The following is an 18773-nucleotide window of genomic DNA, read 5'->3' as shown; positions in this document are numbered from 1 at the left end:
TCAACCCAGGGCTCGCCACAAGTCGGCCTGCACACGGCGGGCATCGACGGTGGGCGCGAGCTGTTCCATGACGCTGGCAACGAACTGCTCGCGGGTGTTCGATTTCGCGGCGCAGCGCTTCGCGACCACCCGCGCAATCGGCCCGAGCGAGGAAAGGAGTGCAGCGGCCGCCTTGTCGACATCGCCTTCGCGCATGGGCACGCCGCTCGATGCCGCGCCCTCCGCTCTCGAGACCTGGGAACCAGAGGCTCGTCCTGCCGACACCGCACTCTGGGTTGGCGGCACGCCGGCCCTGGCCAGGAAGCGCTCGCGCGCTTCGATGTCGGTGATAGCGCTGGCGACGGCATGGCGCACTTCCGCCAGCGTGGACAACCCACGCGCGGCGCGGCGCACCATCACGCGCGCCACCGCGCCCACGTGCTGGGCCAGTTCGCGCTCGACCTCGGCCAGCGCGGCGGTGTCCCATCCGGTGGGGGTGGGAATCGAAGGCGGGACGGTGACGGGCAGCGACTTCGGGTGCGCCGGGGCGTTCCGCTCCGTGTCGGGCACCGTCGGCACGATCGGCGCGCTCGGCCCGGGCATGTCGGACAGGTGGCGCAGCGTCGGGACGGGCAGGCTCGGCTCGAGGTTCTCGACGACAGGCGCCAACACGATGTCGGCCGGCAGCACCTCCGGCAAGGTCTCGGTGGCGAGCGCCTGCAGCGCCGATCGCATCGCCATCGCGTTCGGATAGCGCTGCGCCGGATCCTTGGCCAGCGCGCGGTCCAGCACCGCATCGAACGGCTTGAGGCTGGCGTCGTTCGTCACTTCGCTCAGCGGCTTGTGAGGCTCGTAGACGATCTTGTACATGATCGCATCGTCCGTGCCGACGAATGGCGTCGTCCCGCTCAGCATCCGATAGAGCAGCACGCCCGCCGAGAAGACATCGACGCGGCGGTCGATCTCGCGGTTGGTGTACTGCTCGGGCGCGATGTAGCCGGGTGACCCGACGACCGAATTGGCGCGGGTCAGATTCGATGATTCGGTTCGCGCGATGCCGAAATCGGTGATCTTCAGGCGCCCATCATCGGCAATCAGCAGATTCGCCGGCTTGATGTCCCGGTGCACGATGCCGCGCTCGTGCGCATAGTGCAAGCCGTCGAGCAGTTGCATCATCACGCACAGCACCTGCGGCACCTCGAGCTTGCGCGGTGGCTGGACATAGTCGCGCAGGTTGCGTCCGGCAACGTACTCCATCACGATGTAGGCGAAGTCGTTGTCTTCGCCGAACTGGTAGATCGAGACGATGTTGCGGTGGGTCAGCCGCCCCGCCGCCTTGGCTTCCACCCGAAAGCGCGCCGCCACGCTCATGTCGTCGCCCCCCGATTCGAGCAGGCGGCGGTGAATCGTCTTGATCGCCACCGCACGATCGATCGCCGGATCGTGCGCCAGGTACACGATGCCCATCCCGCCCGAGCCGATCACGCCGCGGAGCGGGTACGGACCGACGTGGGTGGGCGGCGACATGCGGGTACGGGCCTCAGGAATCGATCATCTTGATGGCCTGATCGAGGCTGCGGCGCATGCGCGTGAACGATTTCGCCAGGGTCCCGATCTCGTCACGGCCATCCGTCGCGAACTCCGGCACATCGGGTTCGCCCAGGCTGACCCGGTTGGCCACCCTCGACAGCGCCGTCACCGGCCGGATCACGAGCAGGTAGAGCATCACGTTCAACACGATGCCGATGGCCAGGAAAATGCCGACAAGCGAAGTCATGAAGATCTTGAACGTCTGTTCGGCGCGCGCCAGCGGCACCGACATCGGCACCGAAACGACCTGCGCGCCGATCACCTCGTTCAAATGCCAGCCGAAGCCGTTGGCCGGCCCGTACTTCTCGATCACCGTGCGCGGCGCCGCCTCGACCGTGCTGTGGCAGCTCAGGCAGGCGGCGTTCGTGATACGGATCGGGCGTGCGATGTAGAGCGCCCGCCCGGTACCCGACTCGCGCTCGCCAATGAACTCCTTCTGATCGGCCTGGGTGCGAAAGCGATTCACGATGTCGGCTTCCCAATCGACGGCCCGATCGCGCGGGTTGGTCGGATTCAGGGTCGCTTCCTTGTAGGTGTAGTCCGGGAAGCTCTTGGCCAGTGTCGCCAGCACTTCCGTGGCGGAATAGGCCGGCACGGTCTGGGGCAGGAAGGTGTACTTCATCTGCGTTTCGAGCAACGGGCGGATCTGGTCATTGGTGTAGGCGCGTACCGCCATCGCCTTTTCCATGGTCAGGCGCGCATGGTTGAGCACTTCCTGCTTGGCGTTGCCTTGCAGCAGGTCGTAGGAAATCTTGCCCGTGCCGGCCACGCCCGTGACGAAGACAACCAGAAAGATCAGATTGAACTTGAGTAGAAGGCTCATGAAATTCTCCAGTCCTGGTCGTGGTAGTCGCTGGGTTGCGCCACGCCAGGGAACGGTTCACTGAGACGTGCCGCGCCCGGTGCTGGTGCCCGAGGCTGCGGGGATGGATCCAGGCGCGGGTGCGGGTGCGGCGGCAGCGGCGGCGGCAGCAGCAGCGGCAGCCGCCCGGGCCCGTGCCGCTGCGGCCGCGGCCTCCCGCGCCCGGCGACGCTCGGCCTCTTCGGCCAGGCGGCGCGCATACCCCTCGGGGTCGGCATAGCGCTCCCACTCGGGGTGTTGCGCCAGATCGGCCTTGGCCCCGGCCCGGAAGTCCGGGTCGGCCGCACGCGACTGCCACAGCGGCAGCAGCGGCAGTCGCAGCGCCGGTTCGGTGCGCAGCCAGGCGGCCACATCGGCGTAGCTGATTTCGCCGCGCGCCTTGGGTGCGACGTTGCGCTTGGCGCGCTGCTCGCCACGCGCGGGCAGTTGATCGCGAAACTGGCTCGGCACCTTGCTCACGAACTCGGGCGTGGCACGCTGCCCGACCGTTGGCGTGGTGCCTTCGCGCCGCTGTGCGAAGTCGCCGCCGGCCAGTTGCATGACCGTCTGCGAGCCGTCGCGCAGCGTCAGCCTGGCGGAGCCGGATTCGACGAACAACTCGTACTGCGCCCCCTTGGTGTGGATGACGGCAGCGCCGGCCTGCGTCGCCACCTCGACGCCGGGGCCGATGTAGCCGAAGGCGCCGGGGGCGGTGGTCTTGAGCCAGCCCTCGAGCAGATAAAGCGGCGGCGCCGTCAGCCCCTTGCCGACGCGAGGCGCCAGCATCAGCCGCGTGGATTCACCGATGCCGACGAGGACGCCCCCGGGAAGCTCGATCTGGGCGAATGCGCCGGGCGCCGTCTCGATGATGTCCTGGTCATTCAACAACACGCCCTCGGCGAGCGCGTAGCGCGTGGTCTGGCGGATCAGCGAGACCTCGCCTTCGACGATGCCGACGATGCTGCCGGATCGCGCCGGGGCCGGCGAGGCGCCGGTGGCTTGCGCACAAGCAAATGGCGACGCGAACAGGCTCGCGACGCACAGCAGCAGGAACCCGAACAAGACCCTTGCGAGCCGTAAAGACGTGACTCCGCTGGCGTCGAGCATCATGGTTCCTAGCTGCAAGACAAATTTACAACTTAGATATTACTCAGTCCCCCGCGCCGTGTCCGTCTTTTTCCGGGCCGGCGAGCGCGCAGCACGTTCGGGACGGCATGTCCGGGCCAGCCAATTTCCGACCAGGAGGCCGAACGGTGCCGCGGAGTGCCTGCAAAAGCGACGTATCGATGTCGCGCGATGAAGGGCCACAGGCATCGAGGGCCCACTCGCAACGAGCGGGTTGCCGCGGCATCCTCTACCAGGGCCGGCGACGGCAGGTCCACCGGCTCAAGCCCGGCCCAGTGCCTTGCGCAGGAAGGACTTGATGGGGCTGAATCCAAACAGAAGGTCCGAAAAGGCAACGAACTCGCGCCTCGGCAAGACCAGGCCGCTGTAGTAGTAAAGGCGCAGCTGGCTCGACGCGCGGCGCGTGGCCGGGTGCTTCAGCACCTTGTGCAGAAGGCCGTAGTCACGTCGTTCCCCGGACAGCCAGCGGTGCAGGTAGCACAACCACAGATAGCCTGGCTGCTGGTCCAGCGGCGGCAAGGACGAGGTGAGGCCCGGCTGGTGCCTGTCCAGCACCCGCCTGACCCAGGCGTCGAGGTCGGCATGGCCCCGGCGCGCGCGGCCGATCTGATCGACATTCACCATCAGGCCCGCCGTTCTGTTCGTCGCGTGGATCCGATAGCGCGTCAGCGGCTCGGGAATCCAGGCGAGCGGACTCAACAGCGCGGCGCCGGTGCGCAGCTGCAGGTCCTGCAGCATATGGCGCCCATCGTCCAAGGGCAGCATCGCCGCAAGCAGTTCGCGCCTGAAGGCGAGCCCGGAGGTGGGGGTGGCCACCGGGCTGTCGCCGGCGGCGAGCACCTGGGCAGCGAGCAGGCCTTGCGGCGCCGCGTCGGCGTAGCGCGGCACCGGCCCCAGTTCGGGTTGCTCGCGCGTGAAGCGCAGCAGATAGTGGTGCACCCACCCCGGCCGATGCCCGTCGATGGTCTCGCGCAAGGCGCGCACGACCTTTTCGACCCGTTGAGGAAGCAGAATGTCGTCGGCATCGAGAAGGAGGACTACATCGCCAGTGCAATTCGTCAGCGCCGTGTTGGTTGCGCCGACGATGCCGCGATTGACCTGGTGGATGCCGATGACGCTCGGGAAGCGCGCCATGTAGTCCTGCAGGATCCGCTGGGTGTCGTCGGTCGATCCGTCGTCGACGACCACGATCTCGTCGGCGCGCACCGTCTGGGCCAGACAACTGTCCAGGCACTCGGCCAGGAAGCTGCCGTAGTTGTACGAGGTGATCGCGATGCTGACCTTGGGGCTCGGCGGAAGCTCAGGCAGGTTTCGCGGCTCGGGGAAGAATACGGGCATGGCAACAGCGCGACGCGCAAGCGCTCAGTCGTTGCGCTCTTGGTTTCCGCCGATGGTGCTCGTCATGATTTCACCTCTTTGAAGAGTCTGGAAGAAGGACTCGGGTGACTCCCTTCGCGCTTTGTTGGTGAGGAGCGATTCGGTGCAAGCCGACAAACGCAGTAGGAACGGGCTTGCAAGTGAGTCTCAACTCCTTGTAGTTCCGCGCGTTGGGGGGGCGAAAGGGCTGATTCGGGCCGGGTTTGTCACGGACACCCGAATTGGTCACGCGCAAAGAGAAACGGGTCACGCCTTGTGAGCGTAACCCGTTGATCTATCTAACGATTTTGGTCGGTGTGAAAGGATTCGAACCTTCGACCCCTTGCACCCCATGCAAGTGCGCTACCAGGCTGCGCCACACACCGAAGCTCTCGATTATAGCCGCCCGAAATCAGTGACTCGCGCCGAGCAGCTCACGAATTTCAGTCAGTTCGCGCCGCAAGTAGAGCAATTGCGACAGATCGATGGTGCGACCCGGTGCTTCGACGCCCTCGGGCGGCTGCTCGATGCCATCTTGCACCGCGGCGTCGAACTCTTCCTGGTCGATCTCGATCGCCTCCATGCCCTCGAGCGGAACCTCGCCGGCGCGGCGCCGGTCACGCTCGGTCTGGACCAGTTCCTGCAGCTTGTTGCGCGCCCCGCTGATCGTGAAGCCCTGGTCGTAGAGCAGGTCGCGGATGCGGCGGATCATGAGCACCTCGTGGTGCTGGTAGTAGCGCCGGTTGCCGCGCCGCTTCATCGGGCGAAGCTGCGTGAACTCCTGCTCCCAGTAGCGCAGCACGTGCGGTTTGACACCGCACAACTCGCCCACCTCACCGATCGTGAAGTAGCGTTTGACGGGGATCGGCGGGAGTGTTTTCTCCATTGAAATCAAGACAGTGCGAGCGAAACCTCATAGGTTACTCCACCGGCGCACGGAGCACCAACGTTATTCGGCGCCGACGCTCCATTCCACCTCTTGCGGCGCCGCGGCGCCGATGCTTCCGTGGATTTGTTCCTTCAGCTTGGCGCTCGCGTGGAAGGTCGCGACGCGCCGCTCGCCGATCGGAATGGCCTCGCCGGTGCGCGGATTGCGCCCCGGCCGCGGCGCCTTGACCCGGATCTGGAAATTGCCGAAGCCCGAGATCTTGACGTCGGTACCTTCGATCAGGCTGCCGGCGATCAGGTCGAAGAAGGCTTCCACCATGTCCTTGGACTCGCGCTTGTTCAAGCCGATCTGCTCGAACAGCAGGTCGGCCAGGTGCGCCTTGGTGAGCGCCGGCGTTTCGAGGGCCTCGAGCGTGAAATCCATGCCGTTCATACCCGCAGTCGGGCGCCGAGCCGGGCGCCCAGTTGATCGATGATCTTGCGCACCGCCGCTTCGACCTGCTCGTCGGTCAGCGCGCTGTCGCTGTTGAAGCTGAGCCGCACGGCCATGCTCTTCTCGCCCGCCGCCAGGCCGCCGCCCACCACCGCGCCGTCGCGGCCGACGGTCGGTCGGTAGATGTCGAACAGCGCCAGATCGCGCAGCAGGCTGGCGTCCGAAGCGGCCCGGATCGCGCCCATCAGCGCGTCGTGCGTCACCGCCTCGGCCACCACCAGCGCCAGATCACGCTCCACCGGCTGCTGCTTGGGCACCGGCTGCGCCACCGGCACCGGGCGTGCGGTGACCGCATCGAGCGCCAGTTCGAACAGGATCGGCGCCTGGGCGAAGTCCCACTTCTGGCGCCAGCGCGGATGCAGCTCGCCGACGACGCCGATCTCGCGGCCGTCGAGCAGCACGCGCGCCGCCCGTCCCGGATGCAGCGCCGGGTGTTCGGTCGCCTCGAAGGTCGGCACGCGGGGCGCCAGCAGGGCCTCGACATCGCCCTTGATGTCGAAGAAGTCGACCCGTTCGGCCTTGCCTTCCCAGCGGCCGTGGGCCGCATCGCCCCACGCCAGGCCGGCCAGCCGCATCGGCTGGTGGACGCCCTTGACGGTGCTGTCGGTGGTGGCGACCGAAGCGTCGCGCATGAACACGCGGCCGAGTTCGAACACCCGCACCTGCGTCGCCTTGCGGTCGAGGTTGAACTTCAGCACCTGCAGCAGCGAGCCGAGCAGCGACGAACGCATGACGCTCATCTGGCTGGCGATCGGGTTCAGCAGCTTGATCGGGTCGGCGTTGCCGGCCAGCTCCTGTTCCCAATGCGCTTCGACGAAGCTGAAGTTGATGGTCTCCTGGTAGCCCAGCGCAGCCACCCGATGGCGCACCGAGAACCGGCTGCGTTCGGCCTCCGGCCGCAGGCGCGCGGTGATCGGGGCCAGCGGCGGCGTGGTCGGCAGGTTCTGGTAGCCGATCAGGCGGGCCACCTCCTCGATCAGGTCTTCCTCGATCAGGAGATCGAAGCGATGCGGCGGCGGCGTGACCACCAGCGTGCCATCGCCCTCCGCAACCGGCAGCGAGAGCCGGCGCAGCGCATCGGCGCACTGCGCCTGCGTGAGCGGCATGCCGATCACGCGCGCCGCGCGCGCCACGCGCAGTGTCACGGGCCGGGCCTCCGGCAGGCGCAGGGTCTGGTCGTCCATAGCGCCGGCCACGCCGCCACAGATCTCGGTCACCAGCTGCGTGATGCGCTCGATGATCTCGACGGTGCGGCTCGGGTCGACGCCGCGCTCGAAGCGATGTCCCGCATCGGTCGAGAAATTGAAGCGGCGCGAGCGGCCCTGGATGCTCTCGGGCCACCAGAAGGCAGCCTCGATGTAGATGTTGCGGGTGTCGTCCGAGACCGCGGTGGCGTCGCCGCCCATGATGCCGGCCAGCGACTCGACCTCGCGCTCGTCGGCGATCACGCCGACCTTCGCGTCGACCGTGACGGTGTTGCCGTTGAGCAGCTTGAGCTGTTCGCCCGGACTGCCCCAGCGCACCGTGAGGCCGCCATGGATCTTGTCGAGGTCGAAGATGTGGGTCGGCTGGCCGTACTCGAACATCACGTAGTTCGAGATGTCGACCAGCGGCGTCACGCTGCGCTGGCCGCAGCGCGCCAGGCGATCGACCATCCAGGCCGGGGTCGCGACCTTCGTGTCGACACCGCGCACGATGCGGCCCGAAAAACGGCCGCACAGCTCGGGCGCTTCGACCTTGACCGCCAGCTTGTCGTCGAAGGCCGGCAGCACCGGCGCGATCGCGGGCTTCTTGAGCGGTGCACCGGTCAGCGCAGCGAGTTCGCGCGCGATGCCGTAGACGCTCAGGCCATGCGCCAGGTTCGGCGTCAGCTTGAGGGTCAGCAGCGAATCGTCGAGCTTCAGGACCTCGCGGATGTCGGCCCCGATCGGCGCATCGGCGGCCAGCTCGAGCAGGCCGCCATGGTCGTCGCTGAGCTGGAGCTCGCGCGCCGAGCACAGCATGCCCTGGCTCTCGACGCCGCGCAGCTTGCCGAGCTTGATCAGGAAGGGCTTTCCGTCCTCGCCCGGCGGCAGTTCGGCACCGACCAGCGCCAGCGGCACCTTGATGCCGACGCGCGCATTCGGCGCGCCGCAGACGATGTTGAGCAAGGCGCCCTGCCCGGCATCGACCTGGCACACGCGCAGGCGATCGGCGTTCGGGTGCTGGACGGCTTCCTTGATCTCGCCGACCACGATCTTGCTGAACGGCGGCGCCACCGGCCGGCGCTCCTCGACCTCGAATCCGCCCATCGTGAGCGTCTCGGCCAGGGCTTCGCTGCTGAGCTGCGGGTCGCAGAATTCGCGCAGCCAGGACTCGGGGAATTGCATCTCGTCGTACTCGTTCTAGTCGTTTATTGGAATTGGCTCAGGAAGCGCAGGTCGCCGTCGAAGAACAGGCGCAGGTCGTTGACCCCGTAGCGCAGCATCGTGAGCCGGTCCGGCCCCATCCCGAAGGCGAAGCCGATGTAGCGCTCGGGGTCCAGCCCCATGTTGCGCACCACGTTCGGGTGCACCTGGCCCGAACCCGCGACCTCCAGCCAGCGGCCGGCCAGCGGACCGCTCTGGAACTGGATGTCGATCTCGGCGCTCGGCTCGGTGAAGGGGAAGAAGCTCGGGCGGAAGCGCAGCACCAGGTCATCGCTCTCGAAGAAGGTGCGGCAGAAATCGGTGAAGACGACCTTCAGGTCCTTGAAGCTCACGTTCTCGCCCAGCCACAGGCCTTCGCACTGGTGGAACATCGGCGAGTGCGTGGCATCGCTGTCGACCCGGTAGGTGCGGCCCGGCGCGATCACGCGGATTTCGGGCGCCTTGACCGTGCCGGTAGTGTCGGCGGCCGCGGCCTCGAATTGCGCGGCGTACTTCTTGACATGCTGGTTCGCATAGCGCACCTGCATCGGGCTGGTGTGCGGACGCAGGTTGTAGGGCACGCCGTCCTCGCCGTCGATGTCGACGTAGAAGGTGTCCTGCATCGAGCGCGCCGGATGGTTCGGCGGGTTGTTGAGCGAGGTGAAGCTGTGCCAGTCGCTCTCGACCTCGGGGCCGTCGGCGACGTCGAAGCCCATGCTCGAGAAGATCGCCTCGATGCGCTCCAGCGTGCGGCTCACCGGATGCAGCCCGCCGCCCACGCGGCGGCGGCCGGGCAGGCTGACGTCGAGCGCCTCGGCGCGCAGCTGCACCGCGAGCTCGTCGTCGGCCAGTTGCTGGCGGCGCGCGGTGAGCGCGGCCTCGATGGCCTGCTTGGCGACGTTGATGGCGGCGCCGCGCGTCTTCTTCTCGTCGACGCTGAGCGCGGCCATGCCCTTCATCAGCTCGGTGATGCGGCCGGCCTTGCCGAGAAACAGCGCCTTCGCGTTCTCGAGTTCGGCCGGGGCTTTCGCTTCGGCGAAGGCGGCGCGGGCGGTGTCGACCAGGGAGTCCAGCTCGTTCATGGAGAAATTCTTCGAGATCAAAAAAGAAATGCGAGGACTGCCGCGGGATGAAAAAAGGGCTGGAGCCCTTTCAAGCGCCAGCCCTTGACGTGGGCGCAAATCGCCGTCCGGGGACGGCGCTCTGCTGTGCAGGATCAAGCAGCCAGCTTGGCCTTGACCTGCTCCACGATGCCGGCAAAAGCGGCCTTGTCGTGCACAGCGATATCGGCCAGCATCTTGCGGTCGATCTCGATGCCCGCCTTGCGGATGCCGTTGGCGAACTGGCTGTAGGTCAGGCCCAGTTCACGGGAGGCGGCGTTGATACGCGCGATCCACAGTTGACGGAACACGCGCTTCTTGGTGCGGCGGTCACGGTAGGCGTATTGGCCCGCCTTCATCACCGCCTGCTTGGCGATGCGGAAGACATTGCCGCGGCGACCGCGGAAACCCTTGGCGAGTGCGAGAACCTTCTTGTGGCGGGCGCGAGCCGTTACACCACGTTTGACGCGAGGCATGTGTGTACTCCTTGTTCGTCTGGATTAAATGCCGCTGCCGGGCAACATGGCGGCCATCGAAACCATGTTGGTCTCGTGAACTGCCGTGGCACCGCGCAGGTGGCGCTTGTTCTTGGTGGTCTTCTTGGTCAGGATGTGACGCTTGAAGGCTTGACCGCGCTTGACGGTGCCACCGGGACGAACGCGGAAACGTTTTTTCGCGCTGCTCTTGGTCTTCATTTTGGGCATGTGAATGCTCCTTTAGTTTGTGCTCGTGAGGCGCCGCGGAAACTCCGCGGGCTTGTTGGCCCCGAGACACTTCTTCATCCCGCCGCCGCCTTCACCCGAAGGCAAAGGCCGCAGCGAAATCCCTGCAACAACTTGCCGGCTTGCGCCGGACTCAGGCAGCCGCGGGCGCCGCCGTCGGCGCTGCCGCCGCATCGGCAGCCGGCTTGGCCGCCCCACCCGCCTTCTTGCGGCCCGGCGCGATCATCATGATCATCTGCCGGCCCTCGAGCTTCGGAAACTGCTCGACGACGATCAGGTCGGCGAGTTCGTCCCGAATGCGCTGCAACAGCGCCAGGCCGAGTTCCTGGTGGGTGATTTCACGACCGCGGAACCGCAGCGTGATCTTGCACTTGTCACCATCCTCAAGAAAGCGCCGGATGTTGCGCATCTTGATGTTGTAGTCACCATCGTCGGTACCGGGCCGGAACTTGATTTCCTTGACCTCGATGACCTTCTGCTTCGACTTCGCCTCGGCCGCCTTCTTCTGCTCGTGGTACTTGAACTTGCCGTACTCGATCAGGCGGCAGACGGGCGGATTGGCCGCCGCGACGACTTCGACCAGGTCGACGTCTTGTTCACCAGCCAGGCGCAAGGCCTCGGCGAGACTCACTACACCCAATGGCTCGTTCTCGGGCCCGATCAGGCGGACTTCCGGGGCCATGATTTCCCGGTTCAGGCGGTGTTGGCGTTCCTCGCGGTGGCGGCGGTCGCGGAATGCAGTAGCGATGGTCAGAATCCTTAAAACAATATGCTACAAAAAAATGTAGCGATTGCCTTCAAAGTCCGCGCCCACAAGCCCCCTGATCAAAAAATCAGCCCTTGAACTCGTTCAAATTCAAAGCTTGTGTTGGATGTCGTGGGCGATCTTTTGGGAGAACGCTTCCACCGACATGGCACCGAGGTCAAGATTGCCCCGGGCGCGCACTGCGACGGCACCTGCTTCCTTTTCCTTGTCGCCTACGACGAGGATGTAAGGCAGCTTTTGCAACGAATGCTTCCGTATTTTATACGTAATCTTCTCGTTGTGCAGGTCGAGCGCCACCCTAAGCCCTTGATTCTGCAGCGTTTTGGCAACTTCCCCGGCGTAATCGGCCTGGTTTTCGCTGATGTTGAGCACCGCGACCTGCACCGGAGCGAGCCAGGCAGGCAGTGCGCCGGCATGGTGTTCGATCAGCATCCCGATGAAGCGCTCGAGGCTGCCGACGATCGCGCGGTGCAGCATCACCGGGTGGGCGCGGCCGCTGGATTCCGTGACGTACTCGGCGCCCAGGCGCTCCGCCATGTTGAAGTCAACCTGCATCGTGCCGCACTGCCAGTGGCGGCCGATCGCGTCGCGCAGCGTGTATTCGATCTTGGGGCCGTAGAAGGCGCCCTCGCCCGGCGAGATGACGAACTCCACGCCCGAGCGCCGCAACGCCTCCATCAGCGCGTTCTCGGCCTTGTCCCACAGCTCGTCGGAGCCGATGCGGTTGTCGGGCCGCGTCGCGACCTTGTAGAGGATGTCCGTGAAGCCGAAATCGGCATACACCTTGAGCAGCTGCGCCGTGTAGGCCACGCATTCCTCGAGGATCTGGTCTTCCGTGCAGAACACGTGGCCATCGTCCTGCGTGAAGCCGCGCACCCGCATGATGCCGTGCAGGCCGCCGGATGGCTCGTTGCGGTGGCACTGGCCGAACTCGCCGTAGCGCAGCGGCAGGTCGCGGTAGCTGCGCAGGTCCGACTTGAAGATCAGCACGTGGCCCGGGCAGTTCATCGGCTTCAGGGCGTAGTCGCGCTTCTCCGACTCCGTCGTGAACATGTTCTCGCGGTAGTTCTGCCAGTGGCCCGTCTTCTCCCACAGGCTCTTGTCGAGGATCTGCGGACCCTTGACCTCCTGGTAGCCCGTCTCGCGGTAGATCTTGCGCATGTACTGCTCGACCTGCTGCCAGATCGACCAGCCCTTCGGGTGCCAGAACACCAGGCCCGGCGCGGCCTCATCGATGTGGAACAGGTCGAGTTCCTTGCCGAGCCGGCGGTGGTCGCGCTTCTCGGCTTCCTCGATCCGCTTGATGTAGTCGTCGAGCTGCTTCTTGTCGGCCCAGGCCGTGCCGTAGATGCGCTGCAGCTGCTCGTTCTTGGCGTCGCCGCGCCAGTAGGCGCCGGCCAGCTTCGTGAGCTTGAAGACCTTCAGGAAGCGCGTGTTCGGCACGTGCGGGCCGCGGCACATGTCGACATATTCCTGGTGGTAGTAGAGGCCCATCGCCTGCTCGTCGGGCATGTCCTCGACCAGGCGCAGCTTGTAGTCCTCGCCGCGGGACTTGAAGACGTCGATCACCTCGTCGCGCGGCGTCATCTTCTTGACCACGTCGTAATCCTGCGCGATCAGCTCGCGCATCCGCTTCTCGATCGCCTCCATGTCCTCGGGCGTGAACGGGCGCTCGTATGAGATGTCGTAGTAGAAGCCTTCGTCGATCACCGGGCCGATCACCATCTTGGCCGTCGGGTAGAGCTGCTTCACCGCGTGGCCGACCAGGTGGGCCGTCGAGTGGCGGATGATCTCGAGGCCCTCGTCGTCCTTGGGCGTGATGATCTGCAGCTTCGCCGAGTGGTCGATGATGTCGCTGGCGTCGACCAGCCGGCCGTCGACCTTGCCGGCGACCGTCATCTTGGCCAGCCCGGGACCGATCGATTTGGCAACGTCGGCCACCGAAACCGGGCCGGGGAACTCGCGCTGCGAGTTGTCGGGAAGCGTGATCTGGATCATTGGAAAACCTCGTCGAGAAAAACAAAAAAGCGCGGTACGAGACCGCGCTTTGCTCTGGTTGATGGGCCGGGGATTTCCGGCGCGCGCGGCCTACCGGCCTTTTCCTTCGGGGAAAAGACCGCTCGTTGCGTGCGGTGTAGTTCGCGGTGTCATAACCAGGGTGCCTTTCTCGCTCTTGTGGGGTGCTGAGATGGAGCCGCAGATTCTATCCGCAGCGCCGTCAGCTCGCAGCGGCGGCGTTCTTGAGGCCCAGGACCTCGATCGGCTCGATGGACGGCGGCTTGGCGAACAGGTCCGGCGCCTTCGCCATCAGGGCTTGGGCGATCGGGCCGCTGAGGTGGGCCTGGCGGCCGGCTTCGTCCTCGAAGGCGTCGAAAACGCCGAAGACGCTGGGCGACAGGCGCAGCGCGAACCAGATGGGCGTGGTCTTCTCGTCGCGCGCCATGGCCAGGCCGGCTTCGAGGAACTGCTGGACCTCGGCTTCCTTGCCCGGCTTGGCTTCGAGGCGGGCGAACAGTGCGTACTTGATCATGAAAGTCTCCGGTGGATGCGGTTGCGCGAGATTGCGTCGACCGGCGTTCACTCTAGGCCCCGCCACGGATTCGCCCTATTGGCATTTTTGACATCTTTGCTATCGTTATTGCCATGAAGATCAACATCCTCGCACTCGATGGCGTGTTCGATACCGGGCTGGCGACGGTGCAGGACGTCTTCGGCACCGCCAACGAGCTGGCCGGCATGCTCGGCCTCGCGGTACCGCCGTTCGAGGTCGCACTGATCGGCATGCGGCGGAAGGTGCGCACCGCGCAGGGGCTCGGCGTGCCGGTGTTGCCGGCCGGCCAGGCAGGCACGCCCGACTGGACCGTGATCCCGGCGATCGGCGAGAAGATGCCCGACGGGCTCCAGGTGGCGCTGCAGCGGCGCGACATCGCCGACGCCACGGCCGCGCTGCGCGAGCAATCGGCGGGCGGAGTGCGGATCGCCGCCGCCTGCATCGGCACCTTCGTGCTCGCCGAATCGGGCCTGCTCGATGGCCAGGGCGCGACCACCACGTGGTGGCTGTCGAACCTGTTCCGCCAGCGCTATCCGGCGGTCCGGCTCGAAGAGTCCCGCATGCTGGTCAGCTCCGGCGCCTTCGTCACCGCGGGTGCCGCGCTGAGCCATGTCGACATGGCGCTGCTGCTGGTGCGACAGGCCAGCCCCGAGCTCGCCGCGCTGGTGGCGAAGTACCTGATCGTCGACTCGCGGCCTTCGCAGTCCGCCTACGTCATCACCGACCACCTGAGCCACTCGGACGCGACCGTCGAGCGCTTCGAGCGCTGGGCCCGCGGCCGTCTGGCGGAGGGCTTCTCGCTCGACGAGGCCGCCAGCGCCGCCGGCACCAGCAAGCGCACGCTGGCGCGCCGCATGCAGCAGGTGCTGGGCAAGACGCCGCTGTCGTACTTCCAGGACCTGCGGGTCGAGCGCGCCGTGCACCTGCTGAAGACCAGCGACAAGAGCCTGGAGCAGATCGCGACGCTGGTGGGCTATGCCGAGGGCGTCACCTTGCGCGCCTTGCTGCGCCAGCGGCTGGGCCGCGGGGTGCGCGATCTGCGCGTGGCGGACTAGTTTCTGAATCGAGCATTGGGGCGGGCCCACGCCGACGGTGTGCTCTGCTCCGCGAATGTCCCCCGCCCTTCGGGCTCCTCCTTTATTTCGCTGCGCAGAGCACACCATCGGCGTGAGCCGTCAAGCCGGTGGTTCATCCTCGGCAGCACCCCACGGCGCTACCTGTGCCGAGGGCACCGGGTGGCCCCCGCAGCGAAGTAAAGGAGGAGGCCGCAGGCCGGGGGACATGAGCGGAGGGGGCCACCCGGTGCCCTCGGCACGCACCCCGGAGCTTCTGGATGAGACAAAAAACCCCGCGCGATCACTCACGCGGGGCTGTCAATCAGCGTCCGTCAGTTCTCAGTGGAACTGCTCTTCCTCGGTCGAACCGGTCAGCGCCTTGACGCTGGACGAGCCGCCCTGGATCACGGTGGTGACGTCGTCGAAGTAGCCGGCGCCGACTTCCTGCTGGTGCGACACGAAGGTGTAGCCCTTGTCGCGCGCCGCGAATTCGGGTTCTTGCACCATGTTCACGTAGTGCTTCATGCCTTCGCCGTTGGCGTAGGCGTGGGCGAACTGGAAAGTGTTGTACCAGTTGATGTGGATGCCCGCGAGCGTGATGAACTGGAACTTGTAGCCCAGCGCCGAGAGGTCTTCCTGGAACGAGGCGATCTGCTTGTCGTCGAGGTTCTTCTTCCAGTTGAAGGACGGCGAGCAGTTGTACGAGAGCAGCTTGCCCGGGCAGGCGGCATGCACGGCCTGCGCGAATTCGCGGGCGAAGCCGATGTCCGGCACGCCGGTTTCGCACCACACGAGGTCGGCATAGGGCGCGTAGGCGACGCCGCGGCTGATGGACTGCTCGAGGCCGTTCTTGACGCGGTAGAAGCCTTCTTGCGTGCGCTCGCCGGTCAGGAAGGGCTTGTCGTTCGCGTCGTGGTTGGAGGTGATGAGGTTCGCGGCCTCGGCATCGGTGCGGGCCAGCACGATGGTCGAAACGCCCATCACGTCGGCCGCGAAGCGCGCGGAGATCAGCTTCTCGCAGGCTTCCTGCGTCGGCACCAGAACCTTGCCGCCCATGTGGCCGCACTTCTTCACCGCGGCCAGCTGGTCTTCGAAGTGCACGCCCGCGGCGCCCGCGGCGATCATGTTCTTCATCAGTTCGAAGGCGTTGAGCACGCCGCCGAAGCCGGCTTCGGCATCGGCCACGATCGGCAGGAAGTAGTCGATGAATTCCTTGTCGCCCGGATTGACGCCGCGGCCCCACTGGATTTCGTCGGCGCGCTTGAAGGTGTTGTTGATGCGGCGGACCATGGTCGGCACCGAGTCGTAGGCGTAGAGCGACTGGTCCGGGTACATCGTTTCGGAGGTGTTGCCGTCGGCAGCGACCTGCCAGCCCGAGAGGTACACGGCTTCGAGGCCGGCCTTGGCCTGCTGCATCGCCTGACCAGCGCTGATGGCGCCGAAGGCATTCACGTAGCCTTTCTTGGCGTCGCCGTTGATCTTCTCCCACAGCTTCTCGGCACCGCGGCGTGCCAGCGTGTGCTCGATCGGCAGCGAGCCGCGCAGGCGCACCACGTCGGCGGCGCTGTAGCCGCGCTTGACGCCCTTCCAGCGCGGGTTGGTCGCCCAATCCTTTTCGAGGGCGGCAATCTGCTGTTCGCGGCTCAGTTGTTCTGTGAGGGTCTGGGGCATGGTCACTCCGAGGGTTGATTGAGAGGTGGGCGCTGTCGCGTCTTGGGCTTTACTGTAAGTCAGAGCCAGACTCTTATGTCTTATAGAAGACATATTTTTGCATGAGCAAAATCAACGACTTACAGACGTTTTTCTCAATGCAAAATTAATTTTCTCGTATTGAGAAAAAATATTGCAGCGCAGCACCAGACCTTTTCACAATGCGAAGCGAGCTTTTCACGCGTGAAACTCTGCGCACGAAAGGTGATTTCAGTCGCGCCGGAACCAGTCGCCGCTGGCGATCACCGACCGTCCTGCGACGCGATCGGGATGGATCTCGTAGACCAGGCAGGCCAGCGCCGCCCCGGCCGCGCGGACCTGGACCTCGCGCTTGATGTACTCGCCAGTGTCTCCGGGTCCAACCTCTTCGAGCACATCCAGCTGCGCCTCGAGGGCCGGCGTGATGCGGTAGATCTCGCCCTGCACCCTGCCCTCGCCGCCCAGCACCGCGCCAGGATAGGCGCCCAGGTCGTAGAGCGTGCCGGCGATCACGCCGTCGGCGATGCGCTGCGGGGCGGGCGAGAAACGGGCGATGTCGTTGCTGCCGCCCGCGCGCAGGGTGCCGTAGACGAAGACATGGCGAGGTGTCGAGGGTGAATCAGGCATCATCGAATCATCCTCGGAACGACGCCTCGATTGAACACCGCATCCCACGCACCCGGCCGCCTGGTGGCCTATGGCTGCCTCGCCCTGAGCATGTCGCTGGTCGGCAGCTACGTCGCCCTCTCCAAGCCCCTGGTTGCCGCCTTTCCGGTGCTGTTGCTGGCATGGCTGCGCTTCGGCATCGCGGCGCTGGCGATGCCGCACTGGCTTCGGCGGCCGCCCGGAGAGGCACCGATGACCCGCCGCACCCGCGGGCTGGTCTTCCTTGAATCCTTCCTCGGCAACTTCCTGTTCTCGATCTGCATGCTGTTCGGCGTCAGCCTGACGAGTGCGGTGTCGGCCGGCGTGATCATGGCGTCGATCCCGGCGGTGGTGGCGATCGGCAGCCGGGTCTTCCTGCGCGAGGGCATCACGACGCGGGTCGCGCTGGCGATCGCCTGCGCCGCGCTGGGCATCGGCCTGCTCGCGCTGGCCCCGGCGCCGGCCGGCGCGCATGCCGGGCCCGCGGCCGGCGCCTCGATGCCCTGGCTGGGCAACCTGCTGGTGTTCTGCGCGGTGGTCTGCGAGGCCGCCTATGCGGTGATCGGCAAGTCGCTCACCGGACGGCTCGGACCCAAGCGCATCTCCTCGCTGATCAACCTCTGGGGCTTCGTTCTGTCGACGCCCTTCGGCATCTGGTTCGCGCTGCGCTTCGACTTCGGCGCTGTGTCGATCGGTCTCTGGGGCCTGCTGTTCGTCTATGCGCTGGCGGCGAGCATCTGGACCGTGTGGCTCTGGATGACCGGCCTGAAGAGCGTGCCGGCCTCGCAGGCCGGCGTGTTCACGGTGATGCTGCCGGTGAGCGCCGCGGTGGTCGGCGTGCTGGTCCTCGGCGAGCGCCTGAGCACCATGCAAGGGGTCGCGTTCGCGCTCGCGCTGCTCGGCGTCGTGCTCGCGACATGGCCCTCGCGCCGCAACTGAGGCCGCTCCGAGGAGAACGGCACCGCTTCTCCCCTCTGAAAAAACAACAGCTCCCAATGAAAAAGTCTCTTTTTCCCTTGGAAACGCGTTTCTTCTCCTTTAGCATCCGCAATGCCGATGGAGACACTGCTTTTCATTGGTGAAAGTGTCCAACCAAAAAAGGAATTCAACCATGGCAACTGCAAAGAAGGCTCCGGCCAAGAAAGCTCCCGCGAAGAAGGCCGCTCCGGCCAAGAAGGCGGCTGCACCGGCGAAGAAGGCTGCTCCTGCAAAGAAGGCAGCACCCGCCAAGAAGGCTGCTCCTGCAAAGAAGGCTGCTCCTGCGAAGAAGGCGGCTCCCGCCAAGAAGCGCACCCCGAACGCCGCGTTCATGAAGGCACTGACGCCCAGCCCGGCCCTCGCCGCCGTGGTCGGCTCGACGCCTCTGCCGCGCACCGCCGTGGTGAGCAAGCTGTGGGACTACATCAAGAAGAACAACCTTCAGGACAAGGCCAACAAGCGCAACATCAACGCCGACGCCAAGCTGAAGGAAATCTTCGGCAAGCCGCAAGTGTCGATGTTCGAACTGGCTTCGCTGATCGGCAAGCACGTCAAGTGAGCCCGTGGGCGCCTCGCGCGCCTGCCTCAAGAAAGCCGGCAGCCGCCGG

18 protein-coding genes and 1 tRNA gene are annotated in these 18773 nt (G+C 65.9%); 3 read left to right on the top strand and 16 right to left on the bottom strand.

The genetic code is table 11. From position 1 onward, the window contains the following. The 14 genes from QTI17_RS10040 to QTI17_RS09975 form a co-directional block, all read right to left on the bottom strand. Positions 1-1506 (bottom strand): serine/threonine-protein kinase, encoded by a 1506-nt coding sequence (locus QTI17_RS10040; RefSeq protein ID WP_286532835.1) that lies wholly within the window; start codon positions 1504-1506, stop codon positions 1-3. Between the two features lie 13 nt (positions 1507-1519). Next, the gene (locus tag QTI17_RS10035; RefSeq protein WP_286532833.1) at positions 1520-2392 is read right to left on the bottom strand and encodes a Tll0287-like domain-containing protein; all 873 of its coding nucleotides are present in this window, start codon (positions 2390-2392) and stop codon (positions 1520-1522) included. Positions 2393-2449: 57 nt separating this feature from the next. Then, positions 2450-3472: a FecR family protein gene (locus QTI17_RS10030; RefSeq protein WP_286532831.1), complete on the bottom strand. Its 1023-nt coding sequence runs from the start codon at positions 3470-3472 to the stop codon at positions 2450-2452. Positions 3473-3796: 324 nt separating this feature from the next. Continuing rightward, positions 3797-4873: a glycosyltransferase family 2 protein gene (locus QTI17_RS10025; RefSeq protein WP_286532830.1), complete on the bottom strand. Its 1077-nt coding sequence runs from the start codon at positions 4871-4873 to the stop codon at positions 3797-3799. Positions 4874-5200: 327 nt separating this feature from the next. Beyond that, positions 5201-5277, bottom strand: a tRNA-Pro gene (locus QTI17_RS10020). A 26-nt stretch (positions 5278-5303) separates the two neighbouring features. Beyond that, positions 5304-5777 carry a MerR family transcriptional regulator gene (locus QTI17_RS10015; protein WP_286532828.1) on the bottom strand — a complete coding sequence of 158 codons (474 nt, stop codon included), beginning with the start codon at positions 5775-5777 and terminating at the stop codon, positions 5304-5306. 63 nt (positions 5778-5840) lie between these two features. After that, the gene (locus tag QTI17_RS10010) at positions 5841-6212 is read right to left on the bottom strand and encodes an integration host factor subunit alpha (RefSeq protein ID WP_286532826.1); all 372 of its coding nucleotides are present in this window, start codon (positions 6210-6212) and stop codon (positions 5841-5843) included. Beyond that, positions 6209-8641 (bottom strand): phenylalanine--tRNA ligase subunit beta, encoded by a 2433-nt coding sequence (gene pheT, locus QTI17_RS10005; RefSeq protein WP_286532823.1) that lies wholly within the window; start codon positions 8639-8641, stop codon positions 6209-6211. The genes QTI17_RS10010 and pheT overlap by 4 nt, the downstream gene beginning before the upstream one ends. Positions 8642-8664: 23 nt before the next feature. Further along, complete coding sequence (gene pheS / locus QTI17_RS10000) at positions 8665-9741, bottom strand: phenylalanine--tRNA ligase subunit alpha (RefSeq protein WP_286532821.1); 1077 nt, start codon at positions 9739-9741, stop codon at positions 8665-8667. 134 nt (positions 9742-9875) lie between these two features. Further along, entirely contained in the window at positions 9876-10235 is a 360-nt protein-coding gene (gene rplT, locus QTI17_RS09995) for a 50S ribosomal protein L20 (protein WP_012747009.1), read from the bottom strand. 24 nt (positions 10236-10259) lie between these two features. Then, the gene (rpmI, locus tag QTI17_RS09990; protein WP_028253491.1) at positions 10260-10463 is read right to left on the bottom strand and encodes a 50S ribosomal protein L35; all 204 of its coding nucleotides are present in this window, start codon (positions 10461-10463) and stop codon (positions 10260-10262) included. A 151-nt stretch (positions 10464-10614) separates the two neighbouring features. Continuing rightward, positions 10615-11238 (bottom strand): translation initiation factor IF-3, encoded by a 624-nt coding sequence (infC, locus tag QTI17_RS09985; RefSeq protein ID WP_286507742.1) that lies wholly within the window; start codon positions 11236-11238, stop codon positions 10615-10617. 99 nt (positions 11239-11337) lie between these two features. Next, positions 11338-13245, bottom strand: coding sequence for a threonine--tRNA ligase (thrS, locus tag QTI17_RS09980; RefSeq protein WP_286524355.1), 1908 nt, complete (start codon positions 13243-13245; stop codon positions 11338-11340). 220 nt (positions 13246-13465) lie between these two features. Then, positions 13466-13777 carry a putative quinol monooxygenase gene (locus QTI17_RS09975; protein WP_286524358.1) on the bottom strand — a complete coding sequence of 104 codons (312 nt, stop codon included), beginning with the start codon at positions 13775-13777 and terminating at the stop codon, positions 13466-13468. A gap of 113 nt (positions 13778-13890) precedes the next feature. Here QTI17_RS09975 and QTI17_RS09970 point away from each other — a divergent pair, with 113 nt between their 5' ends. After that, on the top strand, positions 13891-14853 hold the full coding sequence (locus QTI17_RS09970) for a GlxA family transcriptional regulator (protein ID WP_286532819.1): 963 nt from the start codon (positions 13891-13893) through the stop codon (positions 14851-14853). Between the two features lie 339 nt (positions 14854-15192). On the opposite strand, the gene aceA is transcribed toward QTI17_RS09970, so the two are convergent. Both aceA and QTI17_RS09960 read right to left on the bottom strand, forming a co-directional pair. Beyond that, positions 15193-16524 carry an isocitrate lyase gene (gene aceA / locus QTI17_RS09965; protein ID WP_286532817.1) on the bottom strand — a complete coding sequence of 444 codons (1332 nt, stop codon included), beginning with the start codon at positions 16522-16524 and terminating at the stop codon, positions 15193-15195. Between the two features lie 249 nt (positions 16525-16773). Continuing rightward, positions 16774-17169, bottom strand: a complete 396-nt coding sequence (locus tag QTI17_RS09960; protein WP_286532814.1) for a gamma-glutamylcyclotransferase family protein — start codon at positions 17167-17169, stop codon at positions 16774-16776. Positions 17170-17199: 30 nt separating this feature from the next. Between QTI17_RS09960 and QTI17_RS09955 the strand changes: the two genes are divergently transcribed. Both QTI17_RS09955 and QTI17_RS09950 read left to right on the top strand, forming a co-directional pair. Then, on the top strand, positions 17200-18126 hold the full coding sequence (locus tag QTI17_RS09955) for a DMT family transporter (RefSeq protein WP_286532811.1): 927 nt from the start codon (positions 17200-17202) through the stop codon (positions 18124-18126). Positions 18127-18298: 172 nt separating this feature from the next. Beyond that, on the top strand, positions 18299-18724 hold the full coding sequence (locus QTI17_RS09950) for an SWIB/MDM2 domain-containing protein (RefSeq protein WP_286533111.1): 426 nt from the start codon (positions 18299-18301) through the stop codon (positions 18722-18724). Positions 18725-18773 lie beyond the last annotated feature (49 nt).

Origin of the sequence: Variovorax sp. J31P179 (genome assembly GCF_030316985.1) — a bacterium.
Taxonomy (GTDB): domain Bacteria; phylum Pseudomonadota; class Gammaproteobacteria; order Burkholderiales; family Burkholderiaceae_C; genus Variovorax; species Variovorax ginsengisoli_B.
This window is presented reverse-complemented; position numbering and strand designations above follow the sequence as displayed.

What these genes read in the sequence shown, in the direction of transcription:
- QTI17_RS10040 (WP_286532835.1), bottom strand. Translation starts at nt 1,506, where the DNA reads ATGTCGCCGCCCACCCACGTCGGTCCGTACCCGCTCCGCGGCGTGATC.
- QTI17_RS10035 (WP_286532833.1), bottom strand. Translation starts at nt 2,392, where the DNA reads ATGAGCCTTCTACTCAAGTTCAATCTGATCTTTCTGGTTGTCTTCGTC.
- QTI17_RS10025 (WP_286532830.1), bottom strand. Translation starts at nt 4,873, where the DNA reads ATGCCCGTATTCTTCCCCGAGCCGCGAAACCTGCCTGAGCTTCCGCCG.
- QTI17_RS10015 (WP_286532828.1), bottom strand. Translation starts at nt 5,777, where the DNA reads ATGGAGAAAACACTCCCGCCGATCCCCGTCAAACGCTACTTCACGATC.
- QTI17_RS10010 (WP_286532826.1), bottom strand. Translation starts at nt 6,212, where the DNA reads ATGAACGGCATGGATTTCACGCTCGAGGCCCTCGAAACGCCGGCGCTC.
- pheT (WP_286532823.1), bottom strand. Translation starts at nt 8,641, where the DNA reads ATGCAATTCCCCGAGTCCTGGCTGCGCGAATTCTGCGACCCGCAGCTC.
- pheS (WP_286532821.1), bottom strand. Translation starts at nt 9,741, where the DNA reads ATGAACGAGCTGGACTCCCTGGTCGACACCGCCCGCGCCGCCTTCGCC.
- rplT (WP_012747009.1), bottom strand. Translation starts at nt 10,235, where the DNA reads ATGCCTCGCGTCAAACGTGGTGTAACGGCTCGCGCCCGCCACAAGAAG.
- rpmI (WP_028253491.1), bottom strand. Translation starts at nt 10,463, where the DNA reads ATGCCCAAAATGAAGACCAAGAGCAGCGCGAAAAAACGTTTCCGCGTT.
- thrS (WP_286524355.1), bottom strand. Translation starts at nt 13,245, where the DNA reads ATGATCCAGATCACGCTTCCCGACAACTCGCAGCGCGAGTTCCCCGGC.
- QTI17_RS09975 (WP_286524358.1), bottom strand. Translation starts at nt 13,777, where the DNA reads ATGATCAAGTACGCACTGTTCGCCCGCCTCGAAGCCAAGCCGGGCAAG.
- QTI17_RS09970 (WP_286532819.1), top strand. Translation starts at nt 13,891, where the DNA reads ATGAAGATCAACATCCTCGCACTCGATGGCGTGTTCGATACCGGGCTG.
- aceA (WP_286532817.1), bottom strand. Translation starts at nt 16,524, where the DNA reads ATGCCCCAGACCCTCACAGAACAACTGAGCCGCGAACAGCAGATTGCC.
- QTI17_RS09960 (WP_286532814.1), bottom strand. Translation starts at nt 17,169, where the DNA reads ATGCCTGATTCACCCTCGACACCTCGCCATGTCTTCGTCTACGGCACC.
- QTI17_RS09950 (WP_286533111.1), top strand. Translation starts at nt 18,299, where the DNA reads ATGGCAACTGCAAAGAAGGCTCCGGCCAAGAAAGCTCCCGCGAAGAAG.